The organism is Stenotrophomonas sp. A3_2, from assembly GCF_036624925.1.
Classification (GTDB): Bacteria; Pseudomonadota; Gammaproteobacteria; order Xanthomonadales; family Xanthomonadaceae; genus Stenotrophomonas; species Stenotrophomonas hibiscicola.
Genome location: NZ_JAZKVY010000226.1, coordinates 1 through 13865, shown reverse-complemented (window position 1 = coordinate 13865; position 13865 = coordinate 1). Strand labels below are relative to the sequence as shown.

The 13865-nt window shown below is 67.1% G+C and carries 13 protein-coding genes; 10 read left to right on the top strand and 3 right to left on the bottom strand.

What is annotated here, in order from left to right:
• Nucleotides 1-422: 422 nt before the first annotated feature.
• On the bottom strand, nucleotides 423-1043 hold the full coding sequence (locus tag R5H29_RS07890) for a thymidine kinase (RefSeq protein ID WP_332329019.1): 621 nt from the start codon (nucleotides 1041-1043) through the stop codon (nucleotides 423-425).
• A 101-nt stretch (nucleotides 1044-1144) separates the two neighbouring features.
• Between R5H29_RS07890 and R5H29_RS07885 the strand changes: the two genes are divergently transcribed.
• Entirely contained in the window at nucleotides 1145-3121 is a 1977-nt protein-coding gene (locus R5H29_RS07885; protein WP_058983214.1) for a UvrD-helicase domain-containing protein, read from the top strand.
• Between the two features lie 261 nt (nucleotides 3122-3382).
• Complete coding sequence (locus tag R5H29_RS07880) at nucleotides 3383-3907, top strand: GNAT family N-acetyltransferase (RefSeq protein ID WP_332329018.1); 525 nt, start codon at nucleotides 3383-3385, stop codon at nucleotides 3905-3907.
• Between the two features lie 61 nt (nucleotides 3908-3968).
• Here the strand turns inward: R5H29_RS07880 and R5H29_RS07875 are convergent, their stop codons facing one another.
• Entirely contained in the window at nucleotides 3969-4622 is a 654-nt protein-coding gene (locus R5H29_RS07875) for a YceH family protein (RefSeq protein WP_019662241.1), read from the bottom strand.
• Between the two features lie 101 nt (nucleotides 4623-4723).
• Here R5H29_RS07875 and R5H29_RS07870 point away from each other — a divergent pair, with 101 nt between their 5' ends.
• From R5H29_RS07870 to plsB, 4 genes are all read left to right on the top strand, one after another.
• Nucleotides 4724-5647, top strand: a complete 924-nt coding sequence (locus R5H29_RS07870) for a 5'-nucleotidase, lipoprotein e(P4) family (RefSeq protein ID WP_308306058.1) — start codon at nucleotides 4724-4726, stop codon at nucleotides 5645-5647.
• Nucleotides 5644-6369, top strand: coding sequence for an orotidine-5'-phosphate decarboxylase (gene pyrF, locus R5H29_RS07865; protein ID WP_021202271.1), 726 nt, complete (start codon nucleotides 5644-5646; stop codon nucleotides 6367-6369). The genes R5H29_RS07870 and pyrF overlap by 4 nt, the downstream gene beginning before the upstream one ends.
• Nucleotides 6370-6793: 424 nt before the next feature.
• On the top strand, nucleotides 6794-7747 hold the full coding sequence (locus R5H29_RS07860) for a hypothetical protein (protein ID WP_164145431.1): 954 nt from the start codon (nucleotides 6794-6796) through the stop codon (nucleotides 7745-7747).
• Entirely contained in the window at nucleotides 7747-10383 is a 2637-nt protein-coding gene (plsB, locus tag R5H29_RS07855) for a glycerol-3-phosphate 1-O-acyltransferase PlsB (RefSeq protein ID WP_171953209.1), read from the top strand. The genes R5H29_RS07860 and plsB overlap by 1 nt, the downstream gene beginning before the upstream one ends.
• A gap of 116 nt (nucleotides 10384-10499) precedes the next feature.
• Here plsB and R5H29_RS07850 read toward each other — a convergent pair whose 3' ends face one another.
• Nucleotides 10500-10703: a YdcH family protein gene (locus tag R5H29_RS07850; protein WP_005407501.1), complete on the bottom strand. Its 204-nt coding sequence runs from the start codon at nucleotides 10701-10703 to the stop codon at nucleotides 10500-10502.
• Nucleotides 10704-10794: 91 nt separating this feature from the next.
• Between R5H29_RS07850 and ttcA the strand changes: the two genes are divergently transcribed.
• The 4 genes from ttcA to R5H29_RS07830 form a co-directional block, all read left to right on the top strand.
• Nucleotides 10795-11715, top strand: a complete 921-nt coding sequence (ttcA, locus tag R5H29_RS07845; protein WP_171953210.1) for a tRNA 2-thiocytidine(32) synthetase TtcA — start codon at nucleotides 10795-10797, stop codon at nucleotides 11713-11715.
• 36 nt (nucleotides 11716-11751) lie between these two features.
• Complete coding sequence (locus R5H29_RS07840) at nucleotides 11752-12657, top strand: recombination-associated protein RdgC (RefSeq protein WP_021202267.1); 906 nt, start codon at nucleotides 11752-11754, stop codon at nucleotides 12655-12657.
• A 59-nt stretch (nucleotides 12658-12716) separates the two neighbouring features.
• Nucleotides 12717-13496, top strand: coding sequence for a M48 family metallopeptidase (locus R5H29_RS07835; protein ID WP_021202266.1), 780 nt, complete (start codon nucleotides 12717-12719; stop codon nucleotides 13494-13496).
• A 278-nt stretch (nucleotides 13497-13774) separates the two neighbouring features.
• Nucleotides 13775-13865 (top strand): transposase (locus R5H29_RS07830; RefSeq protein ID WP_332329010.1); only part of this gene is annotated, 91 nt, incomplete at its 3' end.

Sequence of the window (13865 nt, the reverse complement as noted above, 5' to 3'; positions counted from 1 at the left end):
TTGGCAGCCGCATCCATGCGGCTGACACCCCGCACTCCGACACCGCCCCACCTCTGACAGGTTCCGATGGCGGTTGGTAGGTGTCGACCTTGGTCGACACTTCTGTCAGATATCGAAATCAATCAGGGGTCAGATCCGTTTTCCGAAGGAAAACGGATCTGACCCCGGAATTTCATTCGATATCTGACAGATTTTCATCCACTCATGGCGTGGATCTACTGGCCGCCGGCCAATTGTCGAAGGCGGGGCACTGTGGGTTTGCGGGGTGTGAGCCGCATGGATGCGGCGACCAAGGCTACATGGACGTACTTGCGCCGTCCCCGCACACCCACAGTGCCCCGCCATCCCACGGAATGCCAGCGTTCGCTGTTGACGTTGCTGTTGCCTCTGCAGGTGCAGGGCGCAGCCCTGCCGAACACCCTTTACAACGGCAGCGGCGCCTGCGCCGGATCGATCCGCCCTTCGCCGCGGGTGATCTTCTTGAACTCGGCGCGGCTGACCGACACGTAGCGGTCGTTGCCACCGATCTCCACCTGCGGGCCGTCCTGTACTGCGTGGCCATGCTCATCCACGCGTACCGTCATCGTTGCCTTCTTGCCGCTGTGGCAGATGGTCTTGATCTCCTGCATCTCGTCGGCCCAGGCCAGCAGGTACTGGCTGCCCTCGAACAGTTCGCCGCGGAAGTCGGTGCGCAGCCCGTAGCACAGCACCGGAATGCGCAGCTGGTCGACCACCTCGCTGAGCTGCCAGACCTGGGCGCGGGTGAGGAACTGCGCTTCGTCCACCAGCACGCAGCCCATCGGACCGTTCGCCGCCAGGTCCTGCTCTACCCAGCGCTGCAGGTTGGTATCACGGTCGAAGGCCATGCCCTCGGCGCGCAGGCCGATCCGCGAGGCAACCACGCCGGCGCCGGCACGATCGTCCAGGCGCGGGGTCAGGATCGCCACCCGCATGCCGCGCTCGCGGTAGTTGTGGGCGCTCTGCAGCAGGGTGGTGGTCTTGCCGGCGTTCATCGCCGAATAGTAGAAGTAGAGCTTGGCCATCGACGGATTGTACGCCGCGGCCCCGCTTCGCCGAAGCCGTTCAGCAACCCCGCCGGCAGGCCGCTGTGGTCGTCACCCCGCCCCGCTACAATCCCCATCCCATGCACGGTCTCAATCCCCCCCAAGCCGCCGCCGTCCTGCACATCGAAGGTCCGCTGCTGGTGCTCGCCGGCGCGGGCAGCGGCAAGACGCGCGTGATCGTGGAAAAGATCGCCCACCTGATCAGCTGTGGCCGCTACCCGGCACGCCGCATCGCGGCGATCACCTTCACCAACAAGTCGGCCAAGGAAATGCGCGAGCGTGTGGCCAAGCGCCTGCGCGAGCAGGATGCCGACGAGGTGACGATCTGCACCTTCCATGCGCTGGGCCTGAAGTTCCTGCAGATCGAGCACGCGGCGGTGGGCCTGAAGCGTGGATTCTCGATCTTCGACGCCGACGATGCCGCTGCGCAGATCAAGGACCTGATGCACGGGGCCAAGCCCGACGACATCGAGGACATGAAGAACCTGGTGTCGCGCGCGAAGAACGCCGGCCTGTCGCCCGAACAGGCGATGGCCGCCGCACGCAGCAACCGCGAGAAGGAAGCGGCCAGCGTCTACGAGCGATACCAGCTGAGGCTGACCGCGTTCAATGCGGTCGACTTCGATGACCTGATCCGTCTGCCGGTGCAGATCCTGGAAGAGAATCCGGACATCGCCCTGGCCTGGCGCGAGCGCATCGGCTACCTGCTGGTGGACGAATGCCAGGACACCAACGACGCGCAGTACCGCCTGCTCAAGCAGCTGGCCGGCGAGAAGGGCAACTTCACCTGCGTCGGCGACGATGACCAGTCGATCTACGCCTGGCGTGGCGCCAATCCCGAAAACCTGCAGCAGATGGGGCGCGATTACCCCACGCTGGAAATCATCAAGCTGGAGCAGAACTACCGCTGCTCCAACCGCGTGCTGCGCGCCGCCAACGCGCTGATCGCCAACAATCCGCATGAGCACCTGAAGAAGCTGTGGAGCGACCAGGCCGACGGCGAACGCATCCGTGTTTGGGAATGCCGCAACAGCGAACATGAAGCGGAGAAGGTCGCCGCCGAGATCGCCTTCGTGGCGCAATCGCGCAACGTGCCGTGGAGTGACTTCTGCATCCTGTTCCGTGGCAACTTCCAGTCGCGCCCGCTGGAAAAGGCGATGCAGCTGCTGCGCATTCCCTATCACCTGACCGGCGGCACCATGTTCCTGGAACGCCAGGAAGTGAAAGACACCCTGGCCTGGCTGCGCCTGCTGGTGAACCCGGATGACGACACCGCGTTCATGCGTGCGGTGCAGTCGCCCAAGCGCGACGTCGGTGCCGGCACGCTGGCCAAGCTGGCCGAGCTGGCCCAGGAAAAGGACATGCCGATGGCGCATGTGGCAGAAACCATCGGTGCCCTGCAGCAGCTCCCACCGCGCGCGGCCAACAGCCTGGCGCGCTTCACCGACATCCTGCGCGACCTGCGTGCACAGATGCGCCAGGTGACGTCCGGCGACATGATCCGCAAGGTGGCCAAGGAATCCGGGTTGCTGAGCGAGCTGCGCCAGCAGGCCAAGGAAGAGGCCAGCTACCAGCGCCGCGCAAACAACATCGAGGAACTGGCGCAGTGGTTCGAGGGCGGCCCGCGCGGTGCAACCGCCGCCGACCTGGCCGGCCAGCTGGCGCTGCTGTCGCGCAGCGACAAGGACGAGGGCGGCAACCAGGTGCGCATGATGACCCTGCACGCTTCCAAAGGCCTGGAATTCCCGTACGTGTTCATCGTCGGCTGCGAGGACGGCGTGCTGCCGCACCAGGTCAGCCTGGACGAGGGCAACCTGCAGGAAGAACGGCGCCTGCTGTACGTGGGCATCACCCGCGCCAAGATCCAGCTGTGGATGAGCTACAGCAAGCTGACGCGCAAGTTCGGCGAACACGTACGCCTGAAGCCGAGCCGGTTCTTCGAGGAGATTCCGGCCGAGGAGATCCAGCGCGATGGCGCCGATCCGGTGGCCGATGCGGCGCGCAAGAAGGAACGGGCGAGTGCGGGGTTGGCGGCGATCGAGGCGTTGTTCGACTAGGGCGCTCCAACGGCGCCGCCCCTCCGTGGTGGAGCACGCGTTGGTTCCGCAGTGTGGCCGGTCGGGGTGGGTTCGCGGGGGACGCCGTGAACCCGTCCTTGGGGGCTTAGCCGCGCCATCCATGGCGCGGATACCCCCGCGAACCCACCCCGACCGGCCTCTGACAGATTCCGGGCGCTTCCTTCCACGGCAATGCAGAGGAAATCAAAAGCAACAGCCGGCGGTTGAGGCAGAATCGGGGTTTCGGCTGGAGGTCTGCCTGTGCAACCGATCGAGAGTGAGCGCCTGCGGCTGCGGGCCATTGAACCTGACCGTGATTCGGCACCGATGCTGGCCCTGCTCAACGATCCGGGCTTCGTGCGTTTCATCGGTGACCGCAACGTGCGCGACGAAGAACAGGCACGCGAGTACATTGCGCTGCGGGTGCTGCACAGCTATGCGTTGAATGGCTTCGGCATGTATGCCATCGAGCGGTTGTCCGATGGTGCCTGGCTGGGCAACGCCGGGCTGGTGCGGCGGGATGGCCTGCCGGGGCCGGACATCGGCTATGCGGTGCTGTCGGAATTCGCGGGGCAGGGCTATGCCGGTGAGGCGGCACGCGCGGTGTTCGCGCATGCGCGTGGAGCGCTGGGCCTGCACGATCTGTATGGCATCACCGATCTGGACAACGTGGTGTCCGGGAAGATCCTGCAGGGCCTGGGTATGCAGACGCGCGGGGTGATCCAGTTGCCGGGCGTGGACAGCCCGAGCCGGTTGTATGCCACGCCGGGTGCGGCGCAGGTCTGACCCCTGATGTTGGTCGGTACGATTCAGATGCAGTGCCGACCAACGGTCGGCACCCACCCCCTCAGCCGCGCAGTTCGTCCAGCTGCGCCTGCAGCTCGGCCACGGCCGCTTCCAGCCGGGCCACGCGCTCGGCCAGGCCCGGATCGGCCGCATCGCTGCTGCCACCGCCGCCGCTGGCGTACTTCGCTGCCAGTGCCGCGCCGTCCACTTCTCCGCACAGCAGGTGCATGTAGCGGTCTTCGCGCTGGCCGCTGGCGCGCGGCAGCACCACCAGCAGCGCGCGCTGCTGCAGGCGCTCGATGGCGTGGCGGGCTTCGTCGGTGTCGGCAAAACGGTACAGACGCTCGCTGCGCGACACCAGCTCGCCCAGGGTTTGCGGCCCACGCAGCAGCAGCAGCGCCAGCAGCACGGTCTGCTGTCGGGTCAGGTCCAGCGCGGCCTGCAGGCGGTGCTCGTAGCGGTCCGCGCGCGAGGAGAAGTGCTGGCGGGCCAGGCCCATCGTTTCCAGCTGGCGCAGCGCGTGCTGCACGCTGCCGGCATCGACGTTCATCACCGGCTCGCGCGCGGTCTTCTGGTTGGCGGCCGATTGGGCGGCGTTGACCGTCAGCGGGTAGGTGTCCGGTGTGGTCGCCTCCTTTTCCACCAGGCAGCCCAGCAGGCGTGCCTGCACGGCGTCGAGCAGGGGGACGTCGGGGGTCTGGGTGGAATCGGTCATGGCGGCCTCCGGAAGGGCAACGGGTCAACCGCCAAGCATAGCCGTCCCGGGGCCGCCTTTGCCGGTAAAATGCGCCGGTATATCTGATTGCCGGTGAATCCATGCGTCGTCCCGTTTCCCTGTCCCTGACCCTGCTCGCCACTGCGGCGCTGGGCCTGTCCGCCTGCAAGCGCGTGGAGGCGCCTGCCGCCGAAGCCGCGGCCCCGCAGGCGCCCGCTGCCGCTGCCAAGGCCGATGGCGTGCTCGATGCCACGGCCAACGACAATCTCAATGCGGTGCTGTGGATGCAGCGCGCGCAGGAGTACAAGGCCATCACCGAGCAGACCTATCGTGCCGCCGCCGACCACCTGGATGTCGCGTTGAAGGAAGCCCACTGGGACGCACTGGTGCCGGAAGAACGCGGCAACGAGGCCAAGGGCCTGAAGCCGGCCGTGGTACTGGACGTGGACGAGACCGTGCTGGACAACTCGCCCTACCAGGCGCGCCTGGTGCGCGACGGCAAGGAATACGACGAGCTGAGCTGGGACCAGTGGGTGGCCGAGAAGAAGGCCAAGGCCATTCCGGGCGTGGTGGATTTCGCCAAGGCTGCCAACGCCAAGGGCGTGACCCTGCTGTACATCTCCAACCGCGCCGTGCACCTGAAGGACGCGACCCTGGCCAACCTGCGCGAGCAGGGCCTGCCGGTGGCCGATGACAGCGTGTTCCTGGGCCTGGGCACCGTGGTCGAAGGGTGCGAGCAGGCCGGTAGCGAGAAGAACTGCCGCCGCCGCCTGGCCGGGCAGAAGTACCGCGTGCTGATGCAGTTCGGCGACCAGCTGGGCGATTTCGTGGAAGTGACCGCCAACACCAACGAAGGCCGTGACGCACTGCTGCAGCAGTACCACGACTGGTTCGGCGAGCGCTGGTGGATGCTGCCCAACCCGACCTACGGTGGCTTCGAGCCGGCGCAGTTCAACAACGATTACAGCCAGTCGCGCCAGGCCCGCCACGACGCCAAGCGCGCTGCCCTGGACTACGCACCATGAGCCGCGCGCCACTGCCGCTGCGCGACGACGAGCGCCTGATCTTCGCGCTGGACGTGCCTGATCGCGCGCAGGCGCTGGAGTGGGTCGACCGCCTCGGCGACAGCGTGGCGTTCTACAAGATCGGCATGGAACTGCTGGCGTCGGGCGAGTACTTCCAGGTGCTGGACGAGCTGGCCCGCCGCGACAAGCGCGTGTTCGTCGACCTGAAGTTCTTCGATATCCCGGCCACCGCCGCGGCGGTGATCAAGCGCCTTTCGCAGTGGCCGGTCAGCTACGCCACCATCCACGGCTGGCACCCGGCGATGATGGAAGCCTGCGCCGCCGCCAACAGCAGCGACATGCGCCTGCTGGCGGTGACCGTGCTGACCTCGATGGGCCGCCCGGACCTGGCGCAGATGGGCATCGACCGTGAACCGGTGGAGGTGGTGGTCGAACGCGCGCTGGCCGCGCAGGCGGCCGGCATCGATGGCGTGATCGCCTCGGGCCAGGAGGCCGGCCCGATTCGCGCCGCGACCGGCGCCGGGTTCTCGATCGTCTGCCCGGGCATCCGCCCCGGTGGCCCGGTCGGCGATGACCAGAAGCGTACCGTTGGCGTGGCCCAGGCGTTTGCCGATGGTGCCGATGCCATCGTGGTTGGCCGTCCGATCCGCCTGGCCACCGATCCGCAGGCCGCGGCCCGGGCCATCCAGCAGGAAATCGCGTCGGCACTGGGTGCGCGCTGAGGTTCCGTTGCGAAGGCTGCAGGCCCGAACGCCATCCCGGCCCGCGCGGGATGGCGTTTTTGCATCTGTCTACCGAGCGGTTGTGCCCGAATCGCCGCAAAACCTGCCGTAGATTTCATTGCTTCCACCCCCATCATCAGGTTAATCAATAAAATCAATAGTTTAAGGCGCATTACGTGAAGTGTTGCCTTAACTTGAGCGGCAGCGTAGGATCGCCGCCATCCGGTCCTCGGACCGGACATGTGCCACAACACTGTCCACCGGCCCTGCGCCGGTTTGAAGAGCCTGTGATCCCCGTGATCCCGGCTCTTTTTTTATTCCCGTCAGTGACTTGCACAGGCAACAGCGGAAACCGTGACGTCCCGGCTTGCCGCTGTCACGTCGCAGGCCGCAAGATGCGGACCGGTCCGGGGAGTCCGATTGCATGAGCGTGGCGGTGCGAGGAAGGTCTGCGCGTGGATGGGGGCTGGCAGCCATGCTGCTGCTGGCGGCGGTCGCGTGCCGCGAATCAGCCGATGATCCGGCCAAGCCGGCAGCCGAACCGGTCGCGGCGGTGCAGGCGATGGCCCTGCGCCTGGCCGAGGACGATCTGGTCGGCTACGCGAAGCTGTCGGTGCCGCCCAGCCAGTACCAGCGCCTGCAACAGGCCTGGACCGAAGGCCACAGCCAGTGGCCGCTGACCGAACTGCCGCTGGGTGACCAGCTGCTGCCGATGCTGGCCGCGCTGCGCAAGCCCAACGCCAGCGCCGAACTGCAGCGCAGCTTCGATCGCCAGCTGGCCGGACAGGCCGGCGCCGTTCGCCAGGCCGCGCAGTCGATGGGCAACTTCGGCGTGCAGTACCTGCGCCACCAGAAGGGCTATACGCCCGGACAACAGGCGCACTACATCGCCCTGGTGGAAACCCTCGCCAGCTGGGCGCAGGGCGCACCGATCAGTGACCGCGCCCGCGCGCGCAGCACCATCGCCGCACTGGTTGGCGCGGCCGGCAAGGTTGGGTTCGATGATGAGGCCGGCCTGCAGGCCGCCGGCATGGAAGGCAGCCTGCAGCAGCTGGCGCCGTTCATCCACACCCTCAAGGCCGTGCTGGGCAGCTACGGACTGGGCGTGGACGAGGCGCTGCGCAGCGTGCGCGGTGAGCTGCTCTCGGTGGAGGGTGACAATGCGCTGGTACGCCTGCACTACGACCTGGCTGGCCGCGAAATGATCCTGCAGCTGCCGCTGAGCCGCCGCGAGGGCCACTGGTACCTGACCCGCACCCTGGCCGACACCGATGCGCTGCTGCGCAAGGCCGACGCGGCCCGCGCTGCGGCCTCGCCATCACCGGCTGAAGCCCCTGCTGGGGGTGGGGAAGCAGCAACGCCGCCGCCTAAGCCATAATGGCGCCGATGTCGAAACAGAACCCGCTGCCGTTTCCCGGCGAAGAATCCCAGTCGACGCCCGCCGATACGGTGCCGGCGTCCCCCTCGACCGGCACCGGCCCGAACCCGGTACCGCCGCCCGTGCACGCGCGTCCGGCCGGCCGCCGCCCGCTGTGGGCTCGCCTGCTGGGCCGCCTGGTCGAGCCGTGGCTGTCGCTGAAGATCGAGCCGGAAGACCCAGGCCAGTACAACGATGGCCGTCCGGTCGTGTACGTGCTGGAAGACTACGGCCTGTCCAACGCGCTGATCCTGGACAAGGCCTGCCGCCAGGCCGGGCTGCCCTCGCCGCTGGTGCCGCTGGCCGGTGACCCGACCGGGCGCAAGCGCGCCTACCTGGCGCTGTCGCGGCGCAGCTCCAGCAACTCGCTGATTCCCGAGCAGCGCGGCGCCAAGACCCACTCCGATTCGCTGGCCAAGGTCCTGCAGGCGCACCGCGTGCGCGACGACCTGGACGTGCACCTGGTGCCGGTGTCTATCTTCGTCGGCCGCGCGCCGGACAAGCAGAGCGGCTGGTTCGCGGTGCTGTTCTCGGAAAACTGGGCGCTGGTCGGTCGCTTCCGCCGCCTGCTGGGCCTGCTGCTGAACGGGCGCAATACCATCGTGCGCTTCGCCCCGCCGATCTCGCTGCGCAGCACCGTGGACGAAGGCCTGGAGCCGGAGCGCACGGTGCGCAAGCTGCAGCGCGTGCTGCGTACGCACTTCCGGCGCATCCGTGAATCGGTGATCGGCCCGGACCTGTCGACGCGGCGCCTGCTGGTGGACCAGGTATTGGCTGCCGAACCGGTGCGCGAGGCGATCGCCGCACAGGCCAAGCGCGACAATTCGAAGCCGGCCGATGCCTGGAAGAAGGCACACGCCTACGCCTGGGAAATCGCCGCGGACTATTCCAGCCCGGTCGTGCGCTCGGCCAGCTTCATGCTCAGCCACGTGTGGAACCGCATCTATGCGGGCGTGCTGGTGCACCACCTGGACAAGTTCAAGGCTGCCGCGCCGGGCCACGAAGTGGTGTACGTGCCCAGCCACCGCAGCCACATGGACTACCTGCTGCTGTCCTACCTGCTGTACGACCGTGGCATCGTGCCGCCGCACATCGTGGCCGGCATCAACCTGAACCTGCCGGTGGTGGGTACCCTGCTGCGCAAGGGCGGTGCGTTCTTCATCCGCCGCTCGATCCGCGGCAACGCGCTGTACTCGGCGGTGCTCAGCGAGTACGTCGCGCAGCTGGTGGCCGGTGGCTATTCGCTGGAGTATTTCGTTGAGGGTGGCCGGTCGCGCACCGGCCGCCTGCTGCAGCCCAAGGGCGGCATGATCTCGATGACGCTGCGTGCGTTCCTGCGCCAGCCGCGCAAGCCGGTGCTGTTCCAGCCCGTCTACATCGGCTACGAGAAACTGATGGAAGGCGGCAGCTATCTGGACGAACTGTCCGGCCGGCCGAAGGAAAAGGAATCGATCTGGTCGCTGCTGTGGGGCATCCCCAAGGTGCTCAAGCAGAACTACGGCCAGGTGGTGGTGAACTTTGGCGAACCGATCGCACTGAACGACGTGCTGGCCGAGAAGGCGCCGGAGTGGAAGGGCGAGGCGGTGTCCGAGGACGAGAAGCCGGCCTGGCTGTCGACCACGGTGGATACGCTGGCCGAACGCATCCAGGTGCGCATCAACGGCGCCGCCGACGTCAACCCGATCAACCTGCTGGCGCTGGCGCTGCTGTCCACGCCGAAGCACGCGATGGGCGAGGCCGACCTGATCGCGCAGATCGAGCTGTGCAAGACCCTGCTGGTCGAGATGCCATATTCGGACCGGGTGACGGTGACCCCGCACTCGCCGGAGCGGATCATCGCCCACGCCGAGGAAATCAACGTCCTCACCCGCGTCAAGCACCCCCTGGGCGATGTGCTCAGCGTCAGCGGCGATACCGCGGTGCTGCTGAGCTACTTCCGCAACAACGTGCTGCACCTGTTCACCGCCTCGTCGTGGGTGGCCTGCTGCTTCCAGAACAACCGCCGCATGAGCCGCGCCGGCTTGGTCCAGCTGGGCCGTACGGTGTACCCGTTCCTGCAGGCCGAGCTGTTCCTGCCGTGGAGCGAGGACGAGTTCGCCCAGCGCATCGACCAGACCATCAACGTGTTCGTGCGTGAGGGGTTGCTGCAGAACGTCAATGACGACGACGGCGGCATTCTGGCGCGCAACACCGGGCAGACCGACGAGGTCTTCCGCCTGCGCGCCATCGGGCACTCGCTGCAGCAGGCGTTCGAGCGCTACTACATCGCCATTTCGGTGCTGGTGAAGAACGGCCCCGGCGTGCTTGGCGCCGCCGAACTGGAAAGCCTGTGCCAGCAGGCCGCGCAGCGCCTGAGCCTGCTCTATGCGCCGGCGGCGCCGGAGTTCTTCGACAAGGCCCTGTTCCGTGGCTTCATCCAGAAGCTGCGCGAGCTGCGCCTGGTGTGGCCGGACGAGAACAGCAAGCTGCTGTTCGACGAGCGCCTGGATGCCTGGGCCAAGGATGCCAAGTTCATCCTCGGCCGCGAGCTGCGCCACACCATCGAGCGGGTCAGCCCGGAAGCGGCGCGCCCGGACGAGCCGGCGCCGCAGGATTGAACTGAATCCTGCGGTGGGTGTGGACCTTGGTCCGCACACCTTCCCGTCGTGCCGGCCAGGGTTGGCACGTACCGGAGCAGGAGGCCAACCCGGGTTGGCACCCACCTGAACCCGGCTCAGGCCGGCTCGTCGGGAATCTGCAGGCTCTCCAGCCTGGCGATGCAATCCTTCAACTGCAGCTTGCGCCGCTTCAGGCGCTTGGCTTCCAGTTCGTCCTCGCCGTTGGCCGCCATGCGGGTGATCTGTTCATCCAGCAGGCGGTGCTCGGCGCGCAGGGCGGCGAGGCGTTCGACGATCTCGGCGGGGTCGTAGGTGTCCACAGGTTCCGAGCATACACAGCGATGATGACCGCCGGGAGAGGGGAATACCGACCCCCGGCCGGGGCCGCTCCGAGCCGTTAGAATGGAGCCCATGAGTGCCGTGATTTCCCTTCCCGATCCCCAGCCGCGCGCCGCCCGCGATCCACGCGTGGCCGAGCGCGAGCAGCACAAGCTGGCCAAGCGCCTGCGCCGCCAGGTCGGCGAGGCGATCGCCGACTTCGGCATGATCGAGGCCGGCGACAAGGTCATGGTCTGCCTGTCCGGCGGCAAGGACAGCTACACCCTGCTGGACGTGCTGCTGCAGCTGCAGAAGAAGGCACCGGTGCCGTTCGAGCTGGTGGCGGTGAACCTGGACCAGAAACAGCCGGGCTTCCCTGAGCACATTCTGCCGGAGTACCTGGCTGGGCTGGGCGTGCCGTACCACATCATCGAGCAGGACACCTACTCGGTGGTCAGCCGGGTCATTCCGGAAGGCAAGACCATGTGCTCGCTGTGCTCGCGCCTGCGTCGTGGCGCGCTTTACAACTACGCCGAAACCCACGGTTTCACCAAGATCGCGCTGGGCCATCACCGCGACGACATGGTGGCCACCTTCTTCATGAACCTGTTCCACCACGCCAAGCTGGCGGGGATGCCGCCGAAACTGCGCAGCGATGACGGCAGGCACGTGGTGATCCGGCCGTTGGCCTACGTGCGCGAAAGCGACATCGTCGACTACGCGCAGGCACGCCGGTTCCCGATCATTCCCTGCAACCTGTGCGGCAGCCAGGAGAACCTGCAGCGCCGCCAGGTCGGCCTGATGCTGAAGCAGTGGGAAAAGGACCATCCCGGCCGCATCGAGCAGATCGCGCGCGCCATGGGCGACGTCCGGCCCTCGCAGCTGGCCGACACTACCCTGTTCGACTTCATGGCGCTGGGCCGTCGCGACGACGCGCCGCTGCCCGATGCCCATGCCTGGCTGGCCGGTTCCCCGGCCGATGCCGACGCAGATCCCGAGACGCCCACCGTTTAAGGTCGGTCGCCCTTCCTCTTTGCCATCCGGAATTCCATGTTCTTTCGCAACCTGACGTTCTTCCGTTTTCCGACCGCCACCGATTTTTCCGAAGTCGATACCCTGCTGCCGCACGCCGTGCTCAAGCCTGTTGGCGCGCTGGAAATGAACTCGCGCGGCTTCATCTCGCCGTTCGGCCGCGAGGAAAAGGAGCAGCTCTCCCACCGCATCGCCGAACACCTGTGGCTGACCGTGGGCGGCGAGGACAAGATCCTGCCGGCAGCGGTGGTCAACGACCTGCTCGAGCGCAAGCTGGAGGAGATCGAGGAGAAGGAAGGCCGCCGCCCAGGTGGCCGCGAGCGCAAGCGCATGAAGGATGACCTGCTGCATGAACTGCTGCCGCGCGCCTTTGTGAAGTCCTCGCGCAACGACGCCTTCATCGACCTGCAGCACGGCTATGTGGCGGTGGATACCTCCAGCCGCAAGACTGGCGAGTACTTCATGTCCGACATCCGCGGCCTGCTCGGCAGCTTCCCGGCGATGCCGCTGAACGCCGAAGTCGCGCCGCGCTCGATCCTGACCGGCTGGATCGCCGGCGAGCCGCTGCCGACCGGACTGAGCCTGGGCGAAGAGTGCGAGATGAAGGACCCGGTGGAAGGCGGCGCGGTGGTCAAGTGCCAGCACCAGGAACTGCGCTGCGACGAGATCGACAAGCACCTGGACGCCGGCAAGCAGGTGACCAAGCTGGCGCTGATCTTCGAGGACAACCTGTCCTTCGTCATCGGCGACGACCTGATCGTGCGCAAGCTGAAGTTCCTCGACGGCGCCCTGGACCAGCTGGAGCATGCCGACGAAGACGGACGCCGCGCCGAGTTCGACGCCCGCTTTGCCCTGCAGAGCGCCGAGATCCGCCGCCTGTTCCTGTTGCTGGAAGAAGCCTTCAAGCTCAGCAAGGCTGACTGAACAGGCAGCGCGACGGCCGCCGGTCATCCGGCGGCCCGAAGCGGCGCTATGCTGGGCGCATGAGCCGTCTGCTGCGCCGCCTGATCAGCCCGACCCCGCCCGCCACCGTACAGCGCGACACCGTTCGCCTGCGCCTGGAGGATGCCGAGATCGAGGTCCTGCGCGTGCGTGATCCGCGTGCGCGGCGCATCAAGCTGAGCGTGGACGAACGCGGCGCACGCCTGACCCTGCCGCCGCGCGCAAGCCTGGTGATGGGCGAACGCTTCCTGGAACAGCACCGCGACTGGTTGGCGCTGCAGCTGCGGCAGTACCAGGGCCAGGGCCTGCCGCCACCGTTGCAGCCGGGCGAAGACGGTGTGCTGCCCCTGCGCGGCGAACTGCTGCCGCTGCGCTGGCAGGAAGGGCGCTACGCGCGCCTGGAGATCGACGCGCACGGCGCCTGCGTGCAGTGGCCGACCCGCGGCGGCGACGCCACCCTGCGCCGTCTGCTGCGCGAATTCTACGAAGCTCAGACCCGCGCCGACGTCGGCCGCTGGCTGCCGAAGTACCTGCCCACTCTGCCGCGCGCCCCCAGCCGCCTGCGGCTGAAGGTGATGTCCTCGCAATGGGGCTCGCTGGCCCCCGACGGCAGCATGGCACTGGACCTGGCCCTGGTGCTCGGTCGTCCGGAAGCGTTCGAGTATGTGCTGGTGCACGAGCTCTGCCACCTGATCCAGCCCAATCACTCGCCTGCGTTCTGGCACGAAGTGGAACAACGCTTCCCCGCCTGGCGCGAGCAGCGCGACTACTTCCAGCTGGAAGGGCGCAGGCTGAAGGCGATGCTTCGCCAGCTGCTGTAGAGCCGAGCCGATGCTCGGCTGACGCGCGTGGCGCGGGGTTCCAGTCATCACGTTGAAGAGCAGCCGAGCATGGCTCGGCTCTACAGAAGAGCGCGCACAGCGCGCGACCCGCTTTGCTCCTGCTCTTCCTTCTTTCTTCCGTGGTGGGCACACCGGAAACTGTCGAAGGACGGGATGGGTGGGATTGCGGGGGTGTCCGCGGCATGGATGCCGCGGCCAAGCCCCCAGGGTGAAGTGACCCCCGGGAGTTGGACGCCAGATCCAACCCCGAGGGATACATGAACAGATACGACGCTCGTTTCAAACTGCAGGTCGCCAAAGAGGCCTGCAAGACCTCCACATCAGTCAAAGCCGTTGCTCGTCGCCACA

Coding starts and splice junctions, on each gene's coding strand:
- R5H29_RS07870 (WP_308306058.1), top strand. CDS start 4,724: ATGCGTCGTCCCGTTTCCCTGTCCCTGACCCTGCTCGCCACTGCGGCG.
- R5H29_RS07875 (WP_019662241.1), bottom strand. CDS start 4,622: ATGACCGATTCCACCCAGACCCCCGACGTCCCCCTGCTCGACGCCGTG.
- R5H29_RS07860 (WP_164145431.1), top strand. CDS start 6,794: ATGAGCGTGGCGGTGCGAGGAAGGTCTGCGCGTGGATGGGGGCTGGCA.
- ttcA (WP_171953210.1), top strand. CDS start 10,795: ATGAGTGCCGTGATTTCCCTTCCCGATCCCCAGCCGCGCGCCGCCCGC.
- R5H29_RS07885 (WP_058983214.1), top strand. CDS start 1,145: ATGCACGGTCTCAATCCCCCCCAAGCCGCCGCCGTCCTGCACATCGAA.
- R5H29_RS07890 (WP_332329019.1), bottom strand. CDS start 1,043: ATGGCCAAGCTCTACTTCTACTATTCGGCGATGAACGCCGGCAAGACC.
- plsB (WP_171953209.1), top strand. CDS start 7,747: ATGGCGCCGATGTCGAAACAGAACCCGCTGCCGTTTCCCGGCGAAGAA.
- R5H29_RS07840 (WP_021202267.1), top strand. CDS start 11,752: ATGTTCTTTCGCAACCTGACGTTCTTCCGTTTTCCGACCGCCACCGAT.
- R5H29_RS07835 (WP_021202266.1), top strand. CDS start 12,717: ATGAGCCGTCTGCTGCGCCGCCTGATCAGCCCGACCCCGCCCGCCACC.
- pyrF (WP_021202271.1), top strand. CDS start 5,644: ATGAGCCGCGCGCCACTGCCGCTGCGCGACGACGAGCGCCTGATCTTC.